The sequence below is a fragment of the Roseivivax sp. THAF197b genome (genome assembly GCF_009363255.1).
GTDB lineage: Bacteria > Pseudomonadota > Alphaproteobacteria > Rhodobacterales > Rhodobacteraceae > Roseivivax.
This window is the reverse complement of sequence record NZ_CP045318.1, coordinates 1,477,501-1,503,052: the sequence shown is the minus strand read 5'-3', so window position 1 is coordinate 1,503,052 and position 25,552 is coordinate 1,477,501. Positions and strand designations below refer to the sequence as shown.

Sequence of the window (25,552 nt, the reverse complement as noted above, 5' to 3'; positions counted from 1 at the left end):
CCCCGCAGGTCCGCTAGTGGCGCGAGCGCCAACCGCCGCGCCTGCGCGGTGCGCCGAGGGTCATCAGCCCTTCCTGCAGAACGGCCGTCATCGGATGGCCGTCCGTGCCATGCTGGGCGAGCATCTCCCGTATGGCGGTGGCGTTGTCGATCTCCAGCGGCAATCCCAACGCCCAATCGAGGAAGATCGTCCGGCAATCGGCCTCGTCGATCCCCTCGATGCGATAGGCTTCACGGATCAGGCCTTTGGGGTCGTAATTGGGCGTGGTCATTCAGGGCTCTCCTGGCCAAGCGCGCGGTCGATGATCGCTCCTGCCGCTTCTGTTCGCGCCGACATATGTGCGGCAAGATCTTCGGTCGAGGCCTCTCCGCTCAGGCGCAACAGGAAATCGACCGCGCCGCCGCCACAGGCCTCGGGATCAAGCGCGCCGTCGCTGACCAGCCGCGCCCCGATCTGCAACGCCCAGAGCCATTTGTAGGTCTCGGTCAGCGTCTCGGCATCCTCAAGCGGCATCAGACCGGCCTTCGCGCCCGCATGCAGTCCTTTCCCGACCTCCCGCGGTGCGTCACCGGACACAAGCGCGCCGGTTTGCGCCATCAATTCGATTTCCTGCAAGCGCCCGCGCCCGACCTTGGGGTCCCAACGCGCGCCGCGTCCCTTGGCGGCCGTGATCCGCGTACGCATTTCCGCCATCTCGTGCAGGATGCGGTCGGGATCGGACACATCGGTCAGGAGCGCAGAGCGGAATGCTTCGACCTCCGCGCCGAGGGCGGCATTGCCTGCGACGAACCGCGCCCGCGTCAGGGCCATATGCTCCCACACCCAGGCTTCGTTCTGCTGGTATTGCCGGAAGGCCGAAAAGGACGTGGCCACAGGCCCCTGATTGCCGGAGGGACGCAGCCGCATATCCATCTCGTACAGCCGTCCTTCGGCCATGGGTGCCGTGATCGCAGCCACCAGCGCCTGGGTGAGCCGCGCATAATAAGCCCTTGCCGTCAGGGATTTTTTCCCATTCGACGCCTCGACGCCATCGGCATCGTAGATGACGATCACATCGAGATCGGAGCGCGCATGCAGGCGTCGCCCACCGAGCGAGCCCATGCCCAGAACGACCGCCCCCTTGCCCGGCGGCGCACCGTAGCGGCGCGAAAATTCCTCAACCACGACCGGCCACAAGGCGGCGAGCGAGGCCTCGGCCACATCCGCATATTGCGCGGCGGCCTCCTCGGGCGTGGTCAGGCCGCGCAACAGGTGCACGCCTGCGCGGAAATGCCATTCCTTGCCCCATCGGCGCGCCGCATCGAGCCTGCGTTCGTAATCGTCCTCTCGGGCCAGCACCTCGGCCAGCGCGTCGCGCAGGGCGCTGCAACCGGGCCAGTCGGCGAAGAAGTCGCCCACGATGACCGCGTCGAAAACCTGCGCATTGCGTGAAAGGTAACGCGCAAGATCCTGAGACGTGGAGACAATATCGACAAGCAGTTCGATGAGCTGCGGGTTGGCCTCGAACAGCGAAAAGAGCTGAACGCCCGCGGGCAGGCCCGACAGGAACCCGTCAAATGCAACAAGCGCTTCCTCGGGACGGGCCGCCTTGTGCAGGCGCGCCAGGATGTCCGGTTTCAACCGGTCAAAGATCGCAACCGCGCGGGCCGAGCGCAGCGCCGGATAGGTCGGCCAGCGCAGCACGATCTCGGACCCGAACTCGGGATCGCAGGGTTCCAGAGCGGACTGGCTGTCGGGGCTGAAAAAGCCTTCCGTCGCTTCGTGCGTCTCTTCGAGTTTTGCATGAATATCGGAGCGCAAGCCCTTGATATCCCGCCCCATCAGGCAGGCGAGACGTTCGAAGCCATCGTCGGAATTCGGCAGCAGATGGGTCTGGGCGTCGTTGATCATCTGCACGCGATGCTCGACTTCGCGATGGGCGCGGTAATTTCGTGTGAGGGTTTCGGCCAAAGCCTCTGGAATCCAATCCTTTTCCGCGAGAACGCGGAGGCTTTCCACCGTGCCGCGGCGGCGCAGATCCGGATCGCGACCGCCGGAGATGATCTGCTGGGTCTGGGTGAAGAACTCGATCTCGCGGATGCCCCCGCGGCCGAGCTTCATGTTGTGGCCCGGCAAGGTGATCGGACCGCCGAGGCCCTTGTGCTTGCGGATGCGCAGCCGCATATCATGCGCGTCCTGGATCGCCGCGAAATCGAGATGCCTGCGCCAGACAAACGGCGTGAGCGTCTCCAGGAAGCGCTGCCCCGCCTCAAGATCACCCGCGGCAGGCCGCGCCTTGATATAGGCCGCGCGCTCCCAGGTCCGTCCGAGGCTTTCGTAATACCGCTCCGCCGCCTCCATCGCCATGCAGACAGGGGTCACGGCAGGATCGGGACGCAGGCGCAGGTCGGTGCGAAAGACGTAGCCCTCGCCCGTCATCTCGGAGAGCATGGACGACATTTTCCGCGTGGCGCGGACGAAACTCATGCGCGCATCATGATAATCGTCGGGATCGAAGCGGGACTCGTCGAAGAGACAGATGAGGTCGATATCCGACGAATAGTTCAGCTCGAAGGCGCCCATCTTGCCCATGGCGAGCGCGACCATCCCGCCCGCCTGGGGGATATCGTCCTCGGTCGCACCGGGCAGCTTGCCGCGCCGGATTTCAGCACCGATCGTGGCTTCAAGCGCCAATTGCACCGACAGGTCGGCGAAGTCCGTCAGCGTGCCGGTCACCGTTTCTAGCGGCCAGACACCGGCAAGATCCGCAAGGCCCGCAAGCAGTGCGACCCGGCGCTTGGCCTGTCGCAGATCAGCGGCGCGCGTCTCGACCGGGCGCGCGCGCAGATCCTCGAAAAGCGTCTTGATAGCGCTTTCAGGGTCGTCCAAAGCGCTTTCAAGCCACCCAGGCTCTTTCTCGATAAGCCCCTTGAGATAGGGGCTCGATCCGGCGGTACCTTCGATCAGGCGCGCGACCTCGCCTTCTGCCCAGGGCACGGCTTTGCGGGCATCGCGGCCCTGATCCTGGTCGAAGGGGCGCGGGCAACGGGTCATTCGGGATGCAAAACTCATGGTGTGATGTGGCCATGGCCGGAGGCGAAGCGCAATGGTCCGATCCGGCCAGGGCCTGCCGCAGACCTTCGAAGACCCCGCCCAAGGGCAAAAAACGCCTCCGTGGGCGGCCTCGAGCAGAAAATGTAAAAAGTATTCACATGAGCCCTTGAAAGCCGCCCGCTGCATCCCGATCTGTTGTAATGTGAAAGGCATTCACATCGAACAAAACCCGATCCCTGAAAGGAGACCCGATGAGCATCGCCGCCGAAACCCAAACCCTGCCCGCCAATGCGGGTTGGCTGAGCCGCGCCGAGGCGTGGCTGGACCAGAAAGGCAAATTCGCCTGGATCGCCGCGATGATCCTCGGCTTCGTCTTCTTCTGGCCCGCAGGCCTCGCCCTTCTTGCCTACATGATCTGGAGCAAACGCATGTTTTCCTGTTCTTCCCGCCGCAGTTCGACCTCGCGCAGCGCCTTCTCCGCGATGAAGCCCTCGGGCAACATGGCCTTCGATTCCTACAAGGCCGAGACCCTGCGTCGCCTCGAAGAGGAACAGGCTGAATTCGAAAGCTTCCTCAAGCGGCTGCGTGAGGCCCGCGACAAGGCCGAGTTCGACCAGTTCATGGACGACCGCAAAACCCGCGCGGATCACGACACGGGCGCAGAAACCGCCTGACCGGACGACACCGGGCCCCTCACCGGGCCCGGTCCCTTGCGCGAACGGCGCGCGAGACCCAAATCGTTATTACAGAGACAGCCCCGCAAGGAGCCCGCATATCATGACCGCCTTCGACACCCATCTGCCTGACCCGGTGCGCCAGCCCGAGTTCTACGACAGCGTCACGCTCAAGCGCTTCCTGGCCTGGGTGATCGACTCGATCTTCGTGGCGATCCTCGTGGTGCCCGCCATCATCTTCACCTTCGGGATCGCGCTGTTCTTCTTCCCGCTCGTCTGGATCGCGGTCAGCTTCACCTATCGCTGGGTCACGATCGCCAACGGGTCGGCGACCTGGGGCATGCGCGTCATGGCGATTGAGCTGCGCGACGCCTACGCCAACCGGCTCGATGCCAGCACCGCCTTCATGCATACGCTGGGCTACGCGCTTTCGGTGTCGACCTTCATCGTGCAATTGGGCTCGGTGCTGCTGATGCTGAACACCGAGCGCAAGCAGGGTCTGAGCGACCTCGTGCTGGGCACGGTAATGATTAACCGACGCGTCTGAGCCCGCCCCCTCCCACGCCGAACGCGAGCGGTTCCGACGAAAACCGGCGGGGCCGTTGCGCATTTCGGAAGGTCGCGTGCGATGGGGGCCTTGGCGGCCTCAGATTTCGTTGCTACCGTCCAGAGACATCACACACGGACCCGACCCATCCATGCGCCATTCGCTGCCCCTGGCACCTCAATTCTATGTCACGGCCCCGCAGCCCTGCCCGTATCTGGATGGCCGGATGGAGCGGAAGCTGTTCACGGCATTGCAGGGACCGCAAGCCGAACGGCTGAACGATTCGCTCTCGAAACAGGGCTTTCGCCGCTCGCAGAACGTGCTTTACCGCCCGTCCTGTTCGGAATGCGCGGCGTGCCTTTCGGCGCGGATCGACGTGTCGCGCTTCGAGCCGTCGAAAAGCCAGCGCCGCACCCTGAACCGCAATCGCCACCTCGTGCGCCGCGCCACCAGCCCCTGGGCCACGGAGGAGCAATACGCCCTCTTCCGGCGCTACCTCGATGCGCGGCACGCCGATGGCGGCATGGCGGATATGGATATCTTCGAGTTTGCCGCCATGGTCGAGGAGACGCCGATCCGCAGCCGCGTTGTGGAATACGTGGATGCCGAAAGCGACACCTTGATCGCGACCTGTCTCACGGACGTGCTCGATGACGGGGTGTCGATGGTCTACTCCTTCTACGAGCCGGACCTGCCGAAGCAATCGCTGGGCGCCTACATGATCCTCGATCATGTCGACCTGGCCCGGGAGGCGGGCCTGCCGTACGTCTATCTCGGCTATTGGGTGCCGGGCAGCCAGAAGATGGGCTACAAGCGCAACTTCACCGGGCTCGAGGTGTTCCGCCGCGGCGCGTGGGAGCGGCTGACCGGGCAGGAGGATTTCTCGGAGGAATTGTCGCCCGACGGGACCGATCCGATCGCCGAGCAGGTGGCGAATATCGCCCTGCCCGATCCCGTTCGCTGACGCGCAGTTCAGTTTTGACCTTGGGGAAAGCCCTGTTCCGAGGGCCAGCCCAACGATTTTCGCGTTTCAGCTTGAGGTGGATCGCTTTGCAGGCAAGACGCGACCTCCTCAGTCCTTGCCTGGAATATCTTTGCTGGGCCGCGCCCAAGGTCAGCTAGGCGGACAGATGCCGGGTTTGTCGACATTGCTGCTTTAAACTACGATAGAGGGCGAGCCTTGTGGGATGGCCTGTCATGACGATACCAAAGTTGAAGCGGATCAGAGTAGCGACTGAGCAGGAATTGAGACACGCCCTCGCGAAGGAATTCGGATCTGACCGGGAGTTGATGATCGTCACCAGCAATCCGAAGTCTCGAAACAAGCACATCAGCAGCAAACAGGTCCGAGAGGCCGCCCGAGAAAACGGCTGGCACCCTGGGCGGAGTTATACTCTATCAGGCAACCTCCTCGGACATGTCGTCAGTCACAGTTGATACCGTCGAACGCATCCGACGAAGCAGCGTCAGGACGAATTGTGGACTTCGGTCATTGCCGCAGCACCCGGTGGGTTTGGGCTCAAATCGGACGTCGCTCCGCGCCTCCTGCCAACTCAACCGAACCGCAAAATAAAAGCCCGGTCCTAAGACCGGGCTTTTTTGTGGGGCGCTCTTGGGTAAGTCCCCATCCCCGCATCAATTCGGGATCAGATCCGGCACGATGGTCACGATGCCCGGGAAGAACCATAGGATCGCGAGGCCCAGCACCTGGATCGCCACGAAAGGCGCGACGCCGCGGTAGATGTGGCCTGTGGTAACCTCCTTGGGTGCGACGCCCCGCAGGTAGAAGAGCGCAAAGCCGAAGGGCGGCGTGAGGAACGAGGTCTGCAAATTCACCGCGATCATGATCGTGACCCATTTCGGATCGAAGGAGCCGCCATAGATCACGGGGCCCACGATGGGCACGACGATGTAGATGATCTCGAGGAAATCGAGAACGAAACCCAGCACGAAGAGCACCAGCATCACGATCAGGAAGACTTTGAACTCGTTGTCGAAGCTTTGCAGGAATTGCTGGATGTAATGCTCTCCGCCGAAGGAGATCACCACGAGGTTCAGAAGCTGCGAGGCAATGAGGATGGTGAAGACCATCGAGGTGACCTTCGCCGTCTCGCGCACGGCAGGCGTCAGAACACCGCCCGCGAACAGAACCCAGCATGCATAAAGCAGCCCGAAGAAGGCAAAGAGATACATCCCGTAGCTGACGAAGAAGGCAAACCAGTTCGCGGCCGACACCTCTTCGATGTTAATGCGCAGATCAAAATTGATGCCGATCAGGATCGTGCCGATCACCGCCAGCGTCGCATAGGTGATGATCCAGGGATCGCGGTCCTGCTCCTTCAGCTTGCGATAGGCGGCGAGCATGATCGCGCCTGCCGCACCAAGTGCCGCGGCGGGTGTGGGGTTGGTGATACCGCCGAGGATCGAGCCAAGGACAGCTACGATCAGCACGAGCGGCGGGAAGACCACGCGGATGAGCTCGTTCCGGGCCATGCGCGCGGCAGCGGCCCGCACGCCCCAAAGCGCCACGATGGCCGGGATCGCGATCAGCGCCACGGTCGCCAGCGGCGAGGTCATGGGCGAGATCAGAAGGATATCGACAATGAGCACCCCGAGCGTGCCAACCGCCCCCGCGATCAGAGGCAGCGGATCGTCCAGAGGCGCAACGCCCCGGCCCACTGCCAGCATCAGACCGAAGAACAGCGCGATGAGCGCGATGCCGGTGCCGATAGGCGCGGCATTGGCAATCTGCTCGGCGCGGGCAGCCTCGATCTCCTCGGCGGTGCGGCGTTCGCTGGCAACGGCCCCGCCTGCCTCGTTGATCGCGGCCTGTTCGGCCACAGCCGCATCCCAGGCGTCCTGTCCGTGCAGCTCGATCATCGAGGCCTGGCATTCGGCGCTGACATTGGTGCGCAGCGACGCGGCCTCCCCGCTGGTGGTGAAGCTGTCGACCTGGGTGGACTGGCTGCCGACGAGGTTCACATTGGACAGGATCAGCATGCCCGCGATCAGGGCGACGGGCACCATGAGGAACCAGGTCAGCTTCTCGCCGGGGGTGATGACCTCGCCCGTGGCGCTGCCCAGTTCGACGGCGGGGGCCTTCGAGGGGTTCAGGAGTGCGTAACCGAAGGCATAGGCCGCATAGAGGAAGGCCAGAAGGATGCCCGGCAGAAGTGCGGCCTGAAACAGCGTGCCGACGGACACGACCGCAGGCTCACCCAGATAGGTCAGCGCATCGGTGCAACCTGCCAGCTGCGCGCGATTTTCCTGTGCGGCCGAATAGAGATCGCCGGCAAGCGTGCCCAGAAGAACAATGACGATGGAGGGCGGGATGATCTGGCCCAGCGTGCCGGAGGCAGCGATCACGCCGGTGGCGAGCTCGGGCGAGTAATTGTTGCGCAGCATGGTGGGCAGCGCCAGAAGGCCCATCGTTACCACGGTCGCGCCGACAATGCCGGTGGAGGCCGCAAGGAACGCGCCCACCACGACGATGGAGACCGCAAGGCCGCCCGGCAGCGGGCCAAACACGCGGGCCATGGTGGTCAGCAGGTCATTGGCGATCTTGGAGCGTTCGAGCACGATCCCCATCAGCACGAACATCAGAACGGCAAGCAGCGTCTCGATGGACTGACCCGCGAGCACGCGTTCGTTGATCCGGTTCACGATGAAGGACACGTTGCGGTCGAGCGCCACCTGCCAGCCATCGGGGAAGACGCCATAGGCCACCCGTGGCAGATCGGGATGGGTGAAGATCGAGATCGCCTTCTCGTTGGCACCTGCCGCCACCACGGCGGCAAACTCCGCCGAGTCGGTGTCGAGCGCCTGGTGGATGAGCAGCCCGGCGCTGTCGAGTGCCGCGATGATCCCGAAGGAGATGACGCCCGCTCCGCCGATGGCAAAGGCCACCGGGAAGCCCGACAGGATCGCCGAGAAGAGCGTGATGAAGACGATGATCAGGCCGATTTCGACCCCGTCCAGTCCGAATAGCATAGTCTGTCCCCTGCCCCTTAGATGTCGACGCGATCAGCGTGCACTTCGACGGGATCGTCGAGGCGGTCGATGTCGAGATATTTGTCCTCGCTCTCGGGGCCTTCCTTCCACTCCAGATAGGAGCGGTAGAAGAACGCGATGGCCTGCAGGAAGATGAGGCCCGCAATCGAGAGCAGCAGGATCTTGAAGAGAAAATAGCCGGTGAAGCCGTTGGGGCTGAAGCCGATGGTCTCCACGTTCCAGCGCAGCGCGCGGGATTTCAGCAAGAGCCGGTCGAGCGTGTCGGAGGCCGAGGGGTTCGGCACGATGAGGTGCCGCCACAGGAAGAACCACGCATAAAGCCAGATCAGCACCGCCATGGGCATCATGAAGAAGAGGCTGCCCGCCATGTCGATCACCCGCTTGGTGCGGAAGCTGACGGCGGAATAGACGAGGTCCACGCGCACATGGCCCTTCTGCACAAAGGTGTAGGTGAGGCAGAGCGCCACGACCAATGCGTTGTAAAGCTTGAGCTCCTCGGCCCACCACGAGATGTCAAAGCTGAGCGGAATGCCGAAGCCGAACGAGATGTCGGGCCGGGTGAAGATCCGCTGCATGAAGACGATCACCACCTGCTGGATGACCATCAGAAGACCTGCCCAGGCGAAGACGCGGCCCAGCACGTTGGCCAGCCCCTCGAGCCCGCGCACGGCCCCCCACATGATCGAATTCTTCCAAAGGCCCACGCCAGTAAGCACCAGGAAGGCGGTGAAGACCACGAAGAAGAACTCGGTCGAGCCGCCGTAATAGACGAAGCGCATGATCGCTTCTTTGTTCGACCAGTCGAGCCAGAGGCCGGGATGCGTGATCGCGTAGCCGAAATTGTAGAAGGCCAGCGCGATGTTCTGGATGACCCAAACAATGCCGGAGCCCATAGCCCCGAGTGCCGTGCCGAACCCGATGGCGGCGTCCTCTTCCATCTCTCCCCCTCCCCGGTCTGGTGCCGAAGCTCTTTGGTATCACCGAAGGGCCCACGCGGATGCGGGGCCCTTCGCTTTGTTTTCAGGCGCGGATCAGCCCTCGCCGAGGACGCGCACGCGCTGTGCGACGTAATAGCCGTCGGACTTGTTGATCCAGGACGCCGAGGCCGCGAGGCTCTCGTCGAAGGACGTGCGGATCTTCGCGAAGATCTCATCGTCCATGTTCTCGTCCATGACTTCCTTGGACGCAGCACCAAACGCATCCCAGACGTCGTCGGGGAATTGCAGCGTCTGCACGCCCTGGCTTTGCAGGCGAGCGAGCGCGGCACCGTTATTGGCCAGCGTTTCGGCCAGCTGGTAGTGCGTGACGGCCTGCGACGCGATGTTCAGGATGTCCTTGTGCTTCTGGCTGAGCTCGTTCCAGACATCGAGGTTCACGGAAGCGGCCAGCGCCGAGCCCGGCTCGTGGAAGCCCGCAGTGTAGTAGATCTTCGCGACTTCCTGGAAGCCCGCGCGCTCGTCCGCCATCGGGCCGACCCATTCGAGACCGTCGAGGGCGCCCGAGGACAGCGCCTGGTAAAGCTCACCGCCGGGGATGTTCTGCACGGATGCGCCGAGCTTGCCCAGCACCTGGCCGCCAAGGCCCGGCATGCGGAACTTGAGGCCGTTGAAGTCCTCGGCCGAGGTGATCTCGTTGCGGAACCAGCCGCCCGACTGCGAGCCCGAGTTACCGGCGATCAGACCCTTGAGGTTGAAGATCGAGCCCAGCTCGTCATGCAGCTCCTGGCCGCCGCCATGGTGGTACCAGTTGGTCACTTCCTGCGCGGTGCCGCCGAAGGGCACGGCGGTGAAGAAGGCGTAGCCCGGATGCTGGCCGACGAAGTAGTAATCGGCGGAATGGTACATGTCCGCCTGGCCCGAGGACACGGCGTCGAACACTTCGAGCGCGCCCACAAGCTCGCCCGGTGCCTTCTTGTCGATGGTCAGCTCGCCATCGGACAGGGCCGAGACGTATTGCTCAAGATAGGTGGCCGCATCATCCAGCACCGCGAAGCCGCGGGGCCAGGACGTGACCATGGTGAGAGTCCGCTTGCCCTGCGCATAGGCCGGTGCGGCCAGCGTCGAGGCGGCAGCGGCAGAGCCGCCAAGCGCGGATGTTCTCAGAAATGAACGACGATCCATGTGGTTCCTCCCGTTTATGGCCGGGAGAAGGCACAGGGCACAGGTCTCCTGCCCTGCGCGATGCGACGATCCTCTCCCCCGGCGGATCGTTAAGTGCAGGGACACTAGCGCCGCATTTTTACGCACGAAATACCCAATGCTACGGAGCGGCGGCAAATAAAGGTGCTTTCCCTTGCGTCGCCCGAGCGTCTTCATCCCGCCCGGCGGAGCGTCTCGCCTCGCCCCGAGCCCACAAAAACGGCGAATCCCGCAAGATGAAGGCGCGACGGAGGCGCCAGCCCTTGCAAAAGCGCCGGAGCGCGGGCGCAATTTGCAACCGGACGGACCGGGCTCGGGGCCTCTTGGCACGGCATGGGGCACAGGAGGAGGCACAGCCTGGCGCGGAGGCCGCGGACTTGCGCCAAGGGCCGCGAGCCGCTCTTATGAGCCACGTCCACATGTGGCTCTGGAAGGCGTCAAGACCTTCGGCCGGGCCGTCTGGCGAAACGAACGCGTCCCGAGAGGCGCGCATTGCAACAGGGAAACAACGATGACGACATTTACCAAACTCAAGGCATTTGCAGCCGTATCGGCAACCGCGGTCACGCTCGCGCATGCGGCCCCGGTGCTGGCACAGACCGCCTGGGACATGGCCACACCCTATCCCGACGCGGAATTCCACACTCGGAACATCGCGCAATTCGCCGAGGACATCTCTGCGGCGACGGAAGGCGGGCTCGACATCACCATCCATTCCGGCTCCTCGCTGTTCAAACATCCCGAGATCAAGCGGGCGGTGCAGAACCAGTTCGTGCCCATCGGCGAGGTGCTGATGGCGAACCTCTTCAACGAGGATCCGATCTTCGGCGCGGACAACATCCCCTTCATCGCCACCACCTACGAGGAGGCCAAAGCGCTTTGGGACGCGCAGCGCCCGCTCGTTGAGGAGAAGCTGGCAGAAGACGGCATTCGCCTGCTCTATGCGGTGCCGTGGCCGGGTCAGGGCTTCTACACCAACAAGGCGCTTGAGACGGGCAGCGACATCGAAGGCCTGCGGTTCCGCACCTACAACGCGACCACCGCACGCATGGCCGAGCTTCTGGGGGCCGCACCGACCACGATCGAGGCGGTCGAGATCCCGCAGGCCTTCTCGACAGGGATCGTGGACGCGATGGTGACCTCGGGTGCCACCGGCGCGCGCACCAAGGCGTGGGATTTCACGACCGAATTCTACGACCTGCAGGCCTGGTTGCCGAAGAACATGATCATCGTGAACGAAGCGGCCTTCTCGGGCCTGCCCGAGGATCAGCAGCAGGCCATTCTGGACGCGGCTGCGGCCGCCGAAACCCGCGGCTGGGAAATGAGTGCCGCCATTGCCGAGGAATCGGTCAGCGAGCTTGATGCCAACATGACCGTGCACATGCCGAGTGACGCGCTGAAAGCCGATCTGGGCGAGGTCGGTGAGACGATGGCCGCCGAATGGGCCGAGAGTGTCGGCGAAGAGGGTCAGACGATCCTCGACGCGCTGAACTGATCTGACGTGTCGGCCCGGGCTCGCGGCGCCTGTCGCGGGGCCGGGCCGGTCCGCCACGCTGCACCTCAAGCGTGACATCCGGCCCCATCCGCCGGGCGAACGATAGGAACAACATGCTCACACGGTCTCTTCACAGGCTCTATGACGCAGCCGGTGCGCTGGCAGGCGTCTTTCTGGTGGCGATCTGCGTCATCGTTACGGCCCAGATCGTGGCCCGCCAATTGGGCACGATCATCCCGTCGGCCGATCAATATGCGGGCTTCTGCCTGGCGGCGACATCGTTCTTGGGCCTTGCCTACAGCTTTCGCGGAGGCAGCCATATCCGCGTGACCCTGTTCGTGCAGGGCCTGCGCGGCAAGCCCGAGCGTGCATTGCTGGTTCTCGCACTCGCCACGGCGGCGGCGATCACGCTTCTTCTGGCCTGGCACACGGTTGCGATGGTGATCCAGAACTTCTCTCGCGGGGAGGTGACCTCCGGGCTGGTGCCCATGCCGCTCTGGGTGCCGCAGCTGGGCATGGCCATCGGCATCACCCTGTTCGGCATTGCCCTTCTCGAAGATCTGTTCTGCGCCATCACGGGCCGCCAACCGGCGTTCAATCAAGCGGAACGCGACCTCGCGGCCCGCCAGACGGACGGCGTAGAGCCGCCCTCCTCGTCGTGACCTCGACCCATCGGGCGGGCCTGCAATGGACCCGGCGCCTCCCCCACGCGCATCCTGAAAGATAAGCAAAGGAGACCTTGCGTCTCATGGATCCAAGCCTCGTCTCCATCATCCTGATCGGCGCCATGCTCGTCATGCTGGCGCTTGGCATCTGGGTGGCCCTGACCCTCATGATCGTGGGGTTTCTCGGGATTGCGCTCTTTTCCGGTGCGCCTGCAGGCGCGATCATGGCCACCACGATCTGGGGCCAATCCTATTCCTGGGCGCTGACTGCGTTGCCGCTCTTCATCTGGATGGGCGAGATCCTCTATCGCACGCGGCTCGCGGCCAACATGTTCACGGGGCTAGCGCCCTGGATGAACGCCCTGCCCGGTCGGCTGCTCCATGTGAACGTGGTCAGTTGCGGGCTGTTCGCGGCGGTGTCGGGATCGTCCGCGGCGACCACGGCGACGATCGGACGGATCACTATCCCGGAGCTTGAGAAGCGCGACTACGATCAGAAGATGATCGTCGGCAGTCTTGCGGGATCTGCGACGCTGGGCTTCCTGATCCCGCCCTCGATCATCCTGATCGTCTACGGGGTGGCCGCCGAGGTCTCCATCAGCCGGTTGTTCATCGCGGGCATCCTGCCTGGGCTGATGCTGATGGTGCTGTTCATGGGCTACATCATGATCTGGTCGGCGGCGCATCCCGACCGCACGCCCCCGCCCGAGCCGCGCGTGCCGTTCCTGGCGCGCATCCGCGCCACGGCGGGGCTCTTTCCGATGCTGGGGTTGATCGTGGCAGTCATCGGCTCGATCTATGCGGGCTTTGCCACCCCCACCGAAGCCGCCGCCGTCGGTGTTCTGGGCGCGCTGATCCTCTCGGCACTGTCGGGCATGCTCAGCTGGGCCTCCTTCACCGAGAGCGTGGCAGGCGCCACCCGCACGACCTGCATGATCACGCTGATCCTCGCCGGAGCAGCCTTCCTGTCGGTGTCGATGGGCTTCACCGGCATACCGCGCAACCTCGCAGCCTGGGTCGGCTCCTTCGAGCTGAGCCGGTTCGAGCTGCTTCTTGCGCTGACGCTTCTGTTCGTGGTGATGGGCTGTTTCCTCGACGGGATTTCCATCGTCGTGCTGACCGCCTCGGTCATCATGCCGATGGTCCAGGCGGCCGGGATCGATCTGATCTGGTTCGGCATCTACCTCGTGATCGTCATCGAGATGTCGCAGATCACGCCGCCCGTGGGCATCAACCTCTTCATCCTGCAATCGATGACGCGGCACGACCTGCTGTCGGTGGCGAAAATGGCCTTCCCGTTCTTCCTGGTCCTGGTGGTTGCGACGATCCTGTTGATCGTCTTTCCAGAAATCGCGACCTTCCTGCCTTCGCTCATGACGCGCGGCTGACCGCCCCGCATTCGCGTCAGGCAGAACAAAGCCCGGGCCCGCCCGAAAGGGCCGACCCGGGCCGCACGGCGCGGCTCAATTGGCAGCGCGCGTGACGGTTTGCGGGGCGCCGTCCTGCATCATCTGCAGCACCCGGTCGCGGAATGCCTGGTTCTGGCGATCGATGATCGCGATCCGGGCCTTCCGTTCGCCATCCGCCGCGTCGGCTTCGCGGATCTGAACAATCTGGTTCAGGGTGTAATTCGCCGGATTGAGACCGAGCTCCTTGGCGAAGCGCTCATGCACAGAGCTTTGGGCATGGGCGGCAAGGGCAGGCAGCGAGACGGCCAGTGCGGCGGCGGTGAGAACACGAACAAACATATCAAATCTCCTTTGCGTGGCTAAATGCGTTCCCATGATCTGCGGGAACACCCCAAGACTGCGCCGCGCCGCGCAACGCAGCGCAAATCCAGCGCAAAGGCAGCGTCAATTCGTCAGAACGGCTGCATTCGGGTAGGAATTCACGAAGAAAAGCCGCCGCCCCGACGCATCGGGAACGGCGGCTCTGGATCGTCGGAGCGCGCTGGTGCCTAGTTCCCGCCCCCTGCGAAGACGCGCGGCACATCAAGCGGCGTGCTCCGCGCGAGCAGTTCCGGGCTCGTCACCGCATCCAGCCAGTCCTGCACGGCTTTCGTGTCGATCCGCACGGCATTGCGCACGGGCTGCGTCGCGAGCACGGCATCGGTGACCTCGTCATGGCAAAGGTTTTCGGTGCCCATGCCGGAGACCACGCCCATCAGCACAAGCGCACCGTAGCCATCGGGCGCGTCCGCGGCGTACTTGAACATGCCACTGCCGCTATCGCCGGCGCAGATGGCCTTGCCCTCTTCGTGGAACAAGGCCGATTGATGCCCCTCGCAGCGGCCCGCATCATCGGTCGGTCCGTGGCAGGCGCCGAGCCCCTGAAAGGCGATCTGCATCTTCCGTTTATCAGCGCGCGCCTCCAGATCCTGCGAGCGCCCGAAGCCGATCGTGATGAACTCGTTCTGAACGCCGAGCGGGACAAGCCAATCGGTATCCTGCCGGTCACCGGGCGCAAGAGACGCCATGCTGCGCGACACGTGATCGGGATTGCGGCCCGCCGTGGTCAACATCGTCTGTACCGCATCGAGGCTGCCCGGTGGCATGCGCATGGTCGCGAGGTCTCCGCGTTCGATCCGCTCTTCGAGGGGCAATCCGCTGCTTGCACAGACGCCTGCATGGTTGAAAAACCGCACGCCATCCGGTTCGGGCGTGACCGGCGCCCAATCCTGCGCGATGCCGACGGAGATGGCGACATCGGCGCGCAATTCTCCCTGGTCGACGCGATCACACAGGCAATGGGCGGCCGTCAGCACATGGCGCGGGGAAATGAGCGTGCCCGTGCAGAACACCCCGTCGATCGAATCCGATAACCGCACGGAATAGAACGCGCAGCCGATCGTTTCGGCGGCAGGCATGTCATCGCAGGGCGGCGTGATTGGCTCCGTGAGAATTTCTACCGGTCGTTCTTTTTCGGGTTTCTTTTCAAGTAAATCGCCAAAATTGAAGACGACGAATTGACTCCTGCAACTGCTTGAGCCCGTTGCGAGCGCGTCCGGGAAATAGGCGCGCCCCGTGAACCGGGCTTCGGGGCGGAGATCCCCGCGCGGCTCCAGCAATCGCGCGCCATCGGTGACCACAAGCTGGTCGTTCAGCAGATACGTGACATAGCTGCCGCCATCCATGAACTCGATGCGCGCATGCCCTCCTCCGCAATCGAGCCCATCCCTGAGATTTTGCCAGATATCCTGGGGCACCTGATCCAGTTGCGAGAGGTCTCTTTCGGTCAGATCCGAGATCAGATCGTCGGGAATGGCGGAGGGCAGCGTCGGCATGGACTGCCAGTTCACGCTGCTCGAGGACGTGAAATCCGGTTGTCCGGATGTGAAGTCCGTCACTGTCGCGCCGGGGTCGGCGTAAGGCGCCACGTAGATGGGCCGCGCCGGTTGCTGCGCGGAGGCGAGCGACGCCAGTGACACCGCCGCGAGGCCTGCCAGGGCCGCTGTCTTAGGAAAACGTCTCATGAGGCATGCTCCCTTAAAAGGACGTCAGGTCCACGGCGCCGTAGCCATGCTCCAGCTGTTCATAGGGGACGGACTTGGTCACGTGGCCGATCAGCGCCGCGCGCAGCCCCGGACCTGTGAGCGGCAAGTCGGGCGTCTGGGAAATCTGCCGTTCCGCCAGAAGCGCGATCACACCGCCCACTTCGGCCGAGGCGGCAGAGGTCCCGCCGAAGCCCCAAATCTGCCCGGCATGGCTGGTATCGGCCATGGGATCGGAGGCGAAGCCGCCGGGGCCGCGCAGATCGGCAGTGGGCACCGGCGTGCTGCCGTCGCCTGACGCCCCATCGCAGCGATAGGGTGGATTGGTGTTCTGGTCCGAGGGCGCCAGGACGCAAAGACCGGGGCCATATTGGCTGTAGCCAGCGCGGTGATGCGCGCTCCGGTCCATTTCCGCGGGGTCGAGATCCGGCGCATCGTCGTAATTGGCAGCCCCCACGACGATGATGCCCGTATCCGCAAAGGGATCGCCCGTGTCGTAAGCGGCTTGCGTGAAGAGTGGCAGGTTCGACAGCTCATCTGAGACGAAGGTGTCGAAGGAGTCCCGCAACGCATTACGGATGTCAGCGCTGTTCTCGGCATCGGCGTAAGCCGCGTTGTAGCTGCTGATCATGTCGACCAAGAGCTCGAACACGTAAGCGCGCCCGTCCGGGTGTTTGAGCAAGGCGACAATCGCGGCGTAATCGTCTGGGCTGCCCGGATAGGCCAGCCGGTTGCCGCCGCCATTCCCGGACGGGATCACGACCGCCACCGCATTCTGCACCAGAAGGATCGCCAGCGCGAATGGATCGCAGGCGGGTCCTTCGCCATCGCTGGCCGCGTCGATCAGCTTTTCGAGCTCTCCCTTGCCCGCGGCCGTCTCGATCTGCTCGGCGGTAAGGTATTCGGCCCGCGCGTAATCCGGGCGCTGGAAGTCCAGCGACAGGACCACCGCCGCAATCCGGGCACCCACCGCGCCGTCCGTGCAATGCGGCGGCATGGCCCGGCTTCCGTTCAGACCGACGCCCAGAAGCGCCACGCCCAGTTCGAACCGGTCGTCATGGTCATCCCGCGCGAGGTTGGCGCAGCGCACCGGCAAAACCTTCGCGCCGGGTGCGACGCCCAGACGCTTGGCGTCGGTCCGGCCTGCGATCAACCCCGCCATCGCCGTGCCGTGCCCGATACCCTTGGAGCCCATGCACCACGGATCATCGAGCGGGATCGGGTAGTCTAGATTGATGAACGCATTCTCGATCGCGCCGGAAATCGCCGGATGCGCCACGTCGACGGCCGTGTCGAAAAGCCCGATCACCGTGCCGGCCCCCGTCTCGGACGGCGTTTCGGCCTGAAGCCCGAGCGCCGTCAGGTTCCAGCCAAGCGCCGGATCGGGGTCGGGCCGCGCGGGCGGCTCCGTGATCGCGCCGGGCCTGCCCAGCAGGTGGCAATTGGCCAGCGGATCGGTATTCAACTCGGCAATGGCGTCGGTGAAGACCTCATCGAGGATCAGCCGCAGGATCGGAAAGGCCGCGCTGGCGGCGAGGATCCCCGCCTCGGTATCGGAGGCATAATGCACCCCGGCATATTCGCGATTGACGCTGATCCTCTCGGCCGTATCGAAAAGGCGCGCGACCAAGGCGGAATCCTCGTAGATCTCGGCCAGGCCATGGGCGATGAGATGGGTCTGCACCGCATGTGCGCTGGGATAGGCCGAATGTGTTGGCACGGGGATCGCGGGCTTCACCCGTGGATCGAAGACATTCGGACGCAGGCGACCGAACTGGCGCTTGAAGTAATAGCCGACCACGAAGCCCGACATGTCCATGAGGTTCAGAACCCGCAGAACGCCCGACGGCGGCCCGCCGAAATCGGCGACCAGATCGAGAAACGGCGTGGCGATGTCATCGACCTCCGCGTCGATCTCGGGCAGGCGGGTGATGCGTTCCTTGCTGGTCTGCATCTCCAGCAAAACGGCGATTTCGTCCTGCGTCTCGGAGCCGCTATATTGCGGCGGCGCCAATCTGAACGCTGCGGAGGCGTCATCCTGCTGCAGCAATTCCGCGATGGTTGGCAGGCATTCGGTCACCCGGCGCCGGTAATGCGCGGTCTCTTCCTCGAACAACTTGTCGAGACGGGCCTGCGCGTTGCCGAAATCGCCAACCATGCGGTCGGGCCCGCGGCCCCTGCCCCGCCCGCGACCCCGTCCGCGACCGCGCCCCCGGCCCCTTCCACGACCACGTCCCCGTCCGACGCCGCCGATCGTTTTCGTGCTGAAGATATTCTCGGGAAAGCCGCCTGCCGGGCTGTGGCAGCCGGTCACGGGTGTGTCGATGACCGCGTTATCCGGCGCATCATGGCCGGTCACGGTCACGAAGGTAGGACCATCCGGGCCGATGCCGGTCACGAAATTCGCCGTCGGGTTGGCATAGAGGCCTGCTAGGTCCAGCCGGGGCCCGGTCTGCGGGCTGTGGCAATTCGTGATCTCGGGCACGCCAAGCATCTGCGCGCCTTTCACGGCGCTTCGCAAGGTGCCGATGAGACCGTCGTCCGATGGTGTGAAACAAGCGGCGGGTTGCGCAAAAACCGGATTGGCACGGAGCCCGACAAGGGCGGACGCCCCACAGAGCAGGACGCTGCGACGTGAAAAATTCATGATCAATTCCCCCAGATCGGGCGATTGCAAAATGACTTTCTTAAGTATGACCAAGCACCCGGAACGTCCGCCCGATGGCGTCCCGGCTGGCTGCACTCGGTAATGGGTAATTCGGGTCCTGCACGGCCTCGGCACTGAACAGGCAATCGCGGGCGCGAACCCGCTGCACCATATCCTCGGCCTGGGAAAGCTGGCCGAGCGCCGAATGGCTCGCAGCGGCGTGGCGCATCACCGCAAGAAATTCCGGCAGGCGCATCAGCACCGAATGAGAGACCTGCACCGCGGTCTCATGCTCGCCCGTGAGCGTCGCGGTAATTGCGAGCGACGAGCGGAACAATTCACGATAGGGACTGTATTGCCCGAGCTGCGCGGCCTTGCGGCTGAACCGCATCGCGTCCGGAAAGGCGCCCCGGTAGATCGCGTTCATGGCGGAAAAATCCCAGGCCTGCGGCAAGGCGGGCGCCTGGCGCCGTGCAAGCTTTGTCGCTTCCGCCCCGACCGAGAAATCGCGCAGCGCAAAGCCGAAGACATGGCCGCAAAAGGCCAGAACCAGCGGGTTCTGCATATCGAGCTCAAGCGCCCGCGTCGCGTGACGCCGCGCCTCTTCAAGATCGGCAAGCGACGGATCGCCTTCGCCCAGCGTGTTGGCGACCGACAGCGCATAACAGGCATTGGCCAGGGCCGATCCGCCCAGTTCGGGATGCCCTTCGAGATAGCGGCGCACGGAATGCTGCCCGTCCCGCGACATGCCGTATAGCTGGTGGATGACTCCGATCATGGATTGCGGCCCCCGCTCTCGAAAGGAGGGGCCTTCATGCTTGCGAAAGGCCGCCTTGAGGATCGCGTCGACGGTCTGGTTGGCAAACGCCGCGACATCGTCATGGGAAAACAGGAACGGCCCGGATTGATCGGCGGAGGTGGCATGCGCCCAGAGGATCTGGCGCCCTCGGCGCACCGAAACCGAAAGCTGCGCCATGGTCCGCACCTTCGTCAGGCTGAGCCGGAGATAAAGCTCCGGATCGGCCATGCTGGGGGCCCCTTGGGCGAAATGATCCGTCTCGAGATCGCGAAAATCGAACAGATCAAAGATTTCGTAGGCGCGCAGGCTCTCCACCACGAAGTCGAGCACCTGCGTGGCCAAGAGCGCCGCCATCGGCTCATCGAGACGCTCCTGCGTGGGTAGAATGCCAATGCAGATGCGCCGGGTCGGGCCGCGCTCCTGCGCCACAATCAACGGCAATTGCGGCTTGGCGCGATGGCGCTCGATCTGCAGCCATTCCTCGAACGCGGCACCTATATCGGTGGGTGCGTCTTCGAAAAAGGCCTCACCGTTTCCCGGAAGATGCAAATCCACCGGCCCGTTGAGCCAGATATGGGTCCGGTTTGCCCCTATCAGATCAGCATCGGCGCCAAGATCCTGACGCAGGCTCGAAAGCGCCGTGCGCATGCTGCCGGAGGCCTGCTTCTCGTCGCTGCGCGGCCAAAGCAGCGCCTTCAGCGCATCGCGGGACTTCTTGTGCCCGTCGGTCGTGGCAAGGATGGCGAGGATCGCGCGGGCGCGGCTGGCTTTGACGTTGATTTCCTGCCCGGATGCTTCGAGCTTGAAATTGCCGTCCAACGATATCGAGGTCGCCTTCGTTCGCAGCATGATCGCCTCCTCGCGTCGTGCCACTTTCGATCCACGCGCCCGGAGCAATCAATGCGGATCAGCAGAACCCGTTTCGAATTGACGTTGGATTAACGCTAGCATGAACGCTCTGATTTTTCAATTTGGAGCCGTTTGGCGGTGTTTTCTGGGTATTTTCCGCGATTTCTTGCCATTTACGGGCCCGAACGGGCTGACTCTCAGGCGCCGCGATGGTCACCCGGGCGGCGAAACCAGCCGCCAGGACATGCCAAACGAGGCCACGCGCGACATCAGACTTGCGGGCTTGCGTGCCCTCCCACTAATATCCGAGCTTTACCGCATGGGGGTGCAACATGGTTCAGCTGATCGCAGAGACCGACGAGAACGGCGGATTGCTCTGGGTCTGGATCCAGAAGGACAGACACGAACGCGCGCGACCTATCAAGGATGCCGAAGCGCACCGCGCCCTTCTGGAGCAGGCAAGTTTCTTCGGCGCCTCCGAGCGGGATTTCCGAAACTGGTTCGAGAGATACGCGCGCTGAGGCACGCAGACCAACACTCGATATCTGTGCGTTCTCGACGCCAAAAACGCACTGTGTCTGCTCTCGATTTACTTCGATTTTTGGAAGCCCTGCACTTGCTGTGGGATGATCCACAGTCTGTGTCGGGGCAAGTGTCAGCGGAGGACGCTGATCATTTTATGTGTAGAGATGCTTACAGCCGTTACTGACGCGGGCCAACGGGGCGCGTTGTTTGGTGTTGATGCTGATTTGGGTATTATTGGTTGCGGGAGTAGGATTTGAACCTACGACCTTCAGGTTATGAGCCTGACGAGCTACCGGACTGCTCCATCCCGCGACGCTTGGTGTTTTTTGCGCTGACCGTTTTGAGAGATACGATGTCTGGGTTTTGCTAGGTTTGGCGGCGACCTACTCTCCCACGTCTTAAGACGCAGTACCATTGGCGCGACGGCACTTAACGGCCGGGTTCGGAATGGAGCCGGGTGTTTTGCTCGTGCTATGACCACCAAACCAAGTAAAACCCAGGTGCTGGCACCTGGGTTTTAATTAGCGGGAGGCAGCGTATTTGCATGCAAATGCGCGTTCCCGCACCGGTGTCATTCCAGGTGCTGCAATATCAACCTTTATCGCTGTCCAAGCGTACTGTTTGTGTATGCTTTTGATTTTCATCCGGTAAGCGCAGGTTCCACCTGTCTGTTACTGGATCAAATCAAGCCTATCGGGCCATTAGTACCGGTCAACTGAACGCATTGCTGCGCTTACATCTCCGGCCTATCGACGTGGTGGTCTTCCACGGCCCTCAGGGATACCTTGTTTTGAGGGGGGCTTCCCGCTTAGATGCCTTCAGCGGTTATCCTGTCCGATCATAGCTACCCTGCACTGCTGCTGGCGCAACAACAGGTCCACCAGTGGATCGTTCACCCCGGTCCTCTCGTACTAGGGGCAACTCCTCTCAAGTATCCTACACCCACGGCAGATAGGGACCGAACTGTCTCACGACGTTCTAAACCCAGCTCACGTACCTCTTTAAACGGCGAACAGCCGTACCCTTGGGACCTGCTCCAGCCCCAGGATGAGATGAGCCGACATCGAGGTGCCAAACACTGCCGTCGATATGGACTCTTGGGCAGTATCAGCCTGTTATCCCCGGCGTACCTTTTATCCGTTGAGCGATGGCCCTCCCACTTGGGACCACCGGATCACTATGGCCGTCTTTCGACTCTGCTCGACTTGTCAGTCTCGCAGTCAGGCTGGCTTCTGCCATTGCACTCAACGAGCGATTTCCGACCGCTCTGAGCCAACCTTCGCGCGCCTCCGTTACGATTTAGGAGGCGACCGCCCCAGTCAAACTACCCGCCACAGAGGGTCCCGGAACCGGATAACGGTTCGCGGTTAGACATCAAGCAGGCGAAGGGTGGTATCTCAAGGATGGCTCCACAGAAACTGGCGTTCCTGCTTCGAAGCCTACCACCTATCCTGCACATCACATGCCTGATGCCAGTCTGAAGCTGTAGTAAAGGTGCACGGGGTCTTTCCGTCTAACCGCGGGAAGCCTGCATCTTGACAGGCAATTCAATTTCGCTGAGTCGATGTTGGAGACAGCGGGGAAGTCGTTACGCCATTCGTGCAGGTCGGAACTTACCCGACAAGGAATTTCGCTACCTTAGGACCGTTATAGTTACGGCCGCCGTTTACCTGGGCTTCAATTCAGAGCTTGCACCCCTCCTTTTAACCTTCAGGCACCGGGCAGGCGTCAGACCCTATACGTCGTCTTGCGACTTCGCAGAGCCCTGTGTTTTTAGTAAACAGTCGCCACCCCCTGGTTTGTGCCCCCAGCCCCTAGTTGCCTAGGAACCGGGCCTCCTTCTCGCGAACTTACGGAGGTATTTTGCCGAGTTCCTTCAACATCGTTCTCTCAAGCGCCTTGGTATTCTCTACCAGTCCACCTGTGTCGGTTTCGGGTACGGTCCGAAGGAGGGCTATTTCCAGGGACTGCTCAGCGGCCCATCCAATCCGATAAGGATGAACAACCTCCGCAATCCGTCACCATCTCCTGGCCCAGGAATATTAACCTGGTTCCCATCGACTACGCCTTTCGGCCTCGCCTTAGGGGCCGGCTTACCCTGCTCAGATTAGCTTTAAGCAGGAACCCTTGGACTTTCGGCGAGAGTGTCTCTCACACTCTTTGTCGCTACTCATGTCATCATTCTCGCTAGTGATCTCTCCACCGGATGGCTCACGCCCCGGCTTCACAGAAAGAACCCGTTCCTCCGCTACATCCCGAAGGATGCAAAAGAGGACAGGTCCTATGTCACACTACGCTCTGCTACCATGCCTTACGGCATCCTAAGCTTCGGCTCGTGGCTTGAGCCCCGTTACATCTTCGCCGCAGGACAACTTGTTTAGACCAGTGAGCTGTTACGCTATCTTTAAAGGATGGCTGCTTCTAAGCCAACCTCCTGGTTGTTTTGGTCGTCCCACCTGCTTTCCCACTTAGCCACGAATTGGGGGCCTTAGCTGTAGGTCAGGGTTGTTTCCCTCTCCACTACGGACGTTAGCATCCGCAGTGTGTCTGCCATCTAGTACTCCCGGGTATTCGGAGTTTGGTTAGGATCAGTAAGCCTGTGGGGCCCCATTACCCATCCAGTGCTCTACCCCCCGGGGTATTCGGATGACGCTCTACCTAAATAGATTTCGCAGAGAACCAGCTATCTCCGAGTTTGATTGGCCTTTCACCCCTAGGCACAACTCATCCCGACCTTTTTCAACAGGTGTGGGTTCGGACCTCCAGTAAGTGTTACCTTACCTTCATCCTGGTCATGCCTAGATCACTCGGTTTCGGGTCTGATCCATCTAACTCATCGCCCTATTCAGACTCGCTTTCGCTGCGCCTACACCTAACGGCTTAAGCTTGCTAGATAGACCAAGTCGATGACCCATTATACAAAAGGTACGCCGTCACAAGACTGGACACTTATAAACTCTGTCGGGAACGTTCATCGCAATGGCATGGAGACCCGGAATTGCACCGTTTCGATCCCCGGATTGTCTTCGTAGATCCCGGCGCTCGATCGATGGTCATAGCTGAGGCTCGCGCGCCAGCCATTCCGCATCTCGTAGCCGAACTCGATCCCGGATCGGAAGGCGATCGGCCCTCCAAGGTCGAATTCGTTCTCCACCCAGATGCCAGGCATCGAGTGCAGCTCGGCGTAAACCGGGCTGTTGCCGAGATTGATCGTGTAGGTCGACCCAAAGCCGATCCACGATCCCGCCTCGCCCGTCGACAGACCCAGGGCCTGGCCGAATGGCCCGCGCTTGTGTCCGAGATCGTAGCGAAGATAAACTTCCGGGCTTTCTTCGGCATTCCGTTCGATCACCGACCCGGCCGAGAAGGCCACGCGCGGTGTCGTATCGGTCTTGCCGAGGCAACCCGTTGCCGTGCCGCAATAATTGAGACCCATGTCGGTCAGACCCGCCACGAACATCAATACTGCAAACGTTCCATCAGCCATGTTAGTGCCCTACCACTTTGTTACTTGAGGGCAGAGCATCCGACAGCCCTACCACTTCGTTACTTGAGGGCTTTTGCCGCTCAACTCCTCGTGGAGGACCATGGCCTCAGAGTGTCATAAGAGTCCAGTCAAGCTCCGACTGATTGTAGGCGCTCGGTTTCAGGTACTGTTTCACTCCCCTCGTCGGGGTGCTTTTCACCTTTCCCTCACGGTACTGGTTCGCTATCGGTCAGCAAGGAGTACTTAGCCTTCGAGGGTGGTCCCCCGATCTTCAGACAGGATTTCACGTGTCCCGCCCTACTTAATACGTCCCATCACGCTTCTCATACGGGGCTGTCACCCGCTATGGCCCAGCTTTCCAACTGGTTCTGATCACGCTCAAGGCTCGGCTGGTCCCCGTTCGCTCGCCGCTACTAGGGGAGTATCAATTGATTTCCTTTCCTCCGGGTACTTAGATGTTTCAGTTCCCCGGGTTTGCTTTTATAACCCTATATATTCAGGTCATAAATACCTGGTCATGAGTGTTATTAGCTGCCCGAAGGCAATAATAACAAACATTCAGGTGGGTTGCCCCATTCGGAGATCCCTGGATCAAAGCCTATTCTCGGCTCCCCAGAGCTTATCGCAGAGTATCACGTCCTTCATCGCCTCTTGCTGCCAAGGCATCCACCAAACGCCCTTCTCGCGCTTGATTTGATCCAGTAAAAGACAGGTTAGTTCGCTACCGCTTCGCTACTTGAGCGATTGAGTAACGCGTTATCCGCTTCTACCGATCAAAAGCATACTTTCCCGCCTGACCCTGTCGGGTCAGACAATCTCATTCAAACCTTGCGGAATGAATGAGGGGTTAGTGTACTTGACTTGGACAACGATTGCTCGTTTCAGAAGGGGTATATGTTCCAGGCCGGCTAGACTTGGTTCATACCGCTCACTCGAGGTGAGACCAACTGAGGTCGCCAAACACTTATGGCAACCAAGCAATGTTGATTTGTATCTCTCTAAACGATGTCAGTGATCCGTCCGATTGGACGGCTCAACACTGAACTCAGTGCTGAGCGATCTAATCGGAAGGCTCTGTCTGTTGGTATCTGTCATGGAATATGTCAGCTCCTGGAATGGAGAGGATGCGGCTCTCATTGCTTTTGCAGGCAAAAGCAACTGCCGCCACCTTCACTGCCGACTGCGTCGCCAG

The 25,552-nt window shown here is 62.1% G+C and carries 16 protein-coding genes, 1 tRNA gene and 2 rRNA genes; 7 read left to right on the top strand and 12 right to left on the bottom strand.

The window, feature by feature from the left end; genetic code table 11:
- Nucleotides 1–13 precede the first annotated feature (13 nt).
- Nucleotides 14–271: a hypothetical protein gene (locus FIV09_RS07440; protein WP_152449396.1), complete on the bottom strand. Its 258-nt coding sequence runs from the start codon at nt 269–271 to the stop codon at nt 14–16.
- Complete coding sequence (locus FIV09_RS07435; RefSeq protein WP_152449395.1) at nt 268–3,051, bottom strand: glutamine-synthetase adenylyltransferase; 2,784 nt, start codon at nt 3,049–3,051, stop codon at nt 268–270. Before FIV09_RS07435 ends, FIV09_RS07440 begins: the two co-directional genes overlap by 4 nt.
- A 233-nt stretch (nt 3,052–3,284) precedes the next feature.
- On the opposite strand from FIV09_RS07435, the gene FIV09_RS07430 reads away from it, so the two are divergent.
- The 3 genes from FIV09_RS07430 to FIV09_RS07420 all read left to right on the top strand — a co-directional run bounded on the left by FIV09_RS07430 (nt 3,285) and on the right by FIV09_RS07420 (nt 5,218).
- The gene (locus FIV09_RS07430) at nt 3,285–3,707 is read left to right on the top strand and encodes a DUF2852 domain-containing protein (protein ID WP_152449394.1); all 423 of its coding nucleotides are present in this window, start codon (nt 3,285–3,287) and stop codon (nt 3,705–3,707) included.
- A gap of 103 nt (nt 3,708–3,810) precedes the next feature.
- Nucleotides 3,811–4,254, top strand: coding sequence for an RDD family protein (locus FIV09_RS07425; protein WP_152449393.1), 444 nt, complete (start codon nt 3,811–3,813; stop codon nt 4,252–4,254).
- A gap of 151 nt (nt 4,255–4,405) precedes the next feature.
- Nucleotides 4,406–5,218 (top strand): arginyltransferase, encoded by an 813-nt coding sequence (locus FIV09_RS07420; protein WP_152449392.1) that lies wholly within the window; start codon nt 4,406–4,408, stop codon nt 5,216–5,218.
- Nucleotides 5,219–5,889: 671 nt separating this feature from the next.
- On the opposite strand, the gene FIV09_RS07415 is transcribed toward FIV09_RS07420, so the two are convergent.
- The 3 genes from FIV09_RS07415 to FIV09_RS07405 form a co-directional block, all read right to left on the bottom strand.
- Entirely contained in the window at nt 5,890–8,244 is a 2,355-nt protein-coding gene (locus tag FIV09_RS07415; RefSeq protein ID WP_152449391.1) for a TRAP transporter large permease subunit, read from the bottom strand.
- Nucleotides 8,245–8,261: 17 nt separating this feature from the next.
- Nucleotides 8,262–9,158, bottom strand: a complete 897-nt coding sequence (locus tag FIV09_RS07410) for a TRAP transporter small permease subunit (protein WP_371417769.1) — start codon at nt 9,156–9,158, stop codon at nt 8,262–8,264.
- 138 nt (nt 9,159–9,296) lie between these two features.
- Nucleotides 9,297–10,385 (bottom strand): TRAP transporter substrate-binding protein, encoded by a 1,089-nt coding sequence (locus FIV09_RS07405; protein ID WP_152449389.1) that lies wholly within the window; start codon nt 10,383–10,385, stop codon nt 9,297–9,299.
- 529 nt (nt 10,386–10,914) lie between these two features.
- Between FIV09_RS07405 and FIV09_RS07400 the strand changes: the two genes are divergently transcribed.
- From FIV09_RS07400 to FIV09_RS07390, 3 genes are all read left to right on the top strand, one after another.
- Nucleotides 10,915–11,898, top strand: a complete 984-nt coding sequence (locus FIV09_RS07400; RefSeq protein ID WP_152449388.1) for a TRAP transporter substrate-binding protein — start codon at nt 10,915–10,917, stop codon at nt 11,896–11,898.
- A gap of 113 nt (nt 11,899–12,011) precedes the next feature.
- Nucleotides 12,012–12,560 (top strand): TRAP transporter small permease, encoded by a 549-nt coding sequence (locus FIV09_RS07395; RefSeq protein ID WP_152449387.1) that lies wholly within the window; start codon nt 12,012–12,014, stop codon nt 12,558–12,560.
- Between the two features lie 86 nt (nt 12,561–12,646).
- Nucleotides 12,647–13,951, top strand: coding sequence for a TRAP transporter large permease (locus FIV09_RS07390; RefSeq protein ID WP_152449386.1), 1,305 nt, complete (start codon nt 12,647–12,649; stop codon nt 13,949–13,951).
- 75 nt (nt 13,952–14,026) lie between these two features.
- Here FIV09_RS07390 and FIV09_RS07385 read toward each other — a convergent pair whose 3' ends face one another.
- The 4 genes from FIV09_RS07385 to FIV09_RS07370 form a co-directional block, all read right to left on the bottom strand.
- Complete coding sequence (locus FIV09_RS07385) at nt 14,027–14,311, bottom strand: hypothetical protein (protein WP_152449385.1); 285 nt, start codon at nt 14,309–14,311, stop codon at nt 14,027–14,029.
- Between the two features lie 209 nt (nt 14,312–14,520).
- On the bottom strand, nt 14,521–16,035 hold the full coding sequence (locus FIV09_RS20590) for a trypsin-like serine protease (protein WP_254702455.1): 1,515 nt from the start codon (nt 16,033–16,035) through the stop codon (nt 14,521–14,523).
- 13 nt (nt 16,036–16,048) lie between these two features.
- Complete coding sequence (locus tag FIV09_RS07375; protein ID WP_152449384.1) at nt 16,049–18,700, bottom strand: S8 family serine peptidase; 2,652 nt, start codon at nt 18,698–18,700, stop codon at nt 16,049–16,051.
- 40 nt (nt 18,701–18,740) lie between these two features.
- Complete coding sequence (locus tag FIV09_RS07370) at nt 18,741–20,348, bottom strand: hypothetical protein (protein WP_152449383.1); 1,608 nt, start codon at nt 20,346–20,348, stop codon at nt 18,741–18,743.
- 332 nt (nt 20,349–20,680) lie between these two features.
- Between FIV09_RS07370 and FIV09_RS07365 the strand changes: the two genes are divergently transcribed.
- The gene (locus FIV09_RS07365; protein ID WP_152449382.1) at nt 20,681–20,869 is read left to right on the top strand and encodes a hypothetical protein; all 189 of its coding nucleotides are present in this window, start codon (nt 20,681–20,683) and stop codon (nt 20,867–20,869) included.
- Nucleotides 20,870–21,108: 239 nt separating this feature from the next.
- Here the strand turns inward: FIV09_RS07365 and FIV09_RS07360 are convergent.
- From FIV09_RS07360 to FIV09_RS07350, 3 genes are all read right to left on the bottom strand, one after another.
- A tRNA-Met gene (locus FIV09_RS07360) sits at nt 21,109–21,185 on the bottom strand.
- A 58-nt stretch (nt 21,186–21,243) separates the two neighbouring features.
- Nucleotides 21,244–21,358, bottom strand: a 5S ribosomal RNA gene (gene rrf / locus FIV09_RS07355).
- Between the two features lie 195 nt (nt 21,359–21,553).
- Nucleotides 21,554–25,054: ribosomal RNA gene (locus FIV09_RS07350) — 23S ribosomal RNA — on the bottom strand.
- Nucleotides 25,055–25,552: the final 498 nt, after the last annotated feature.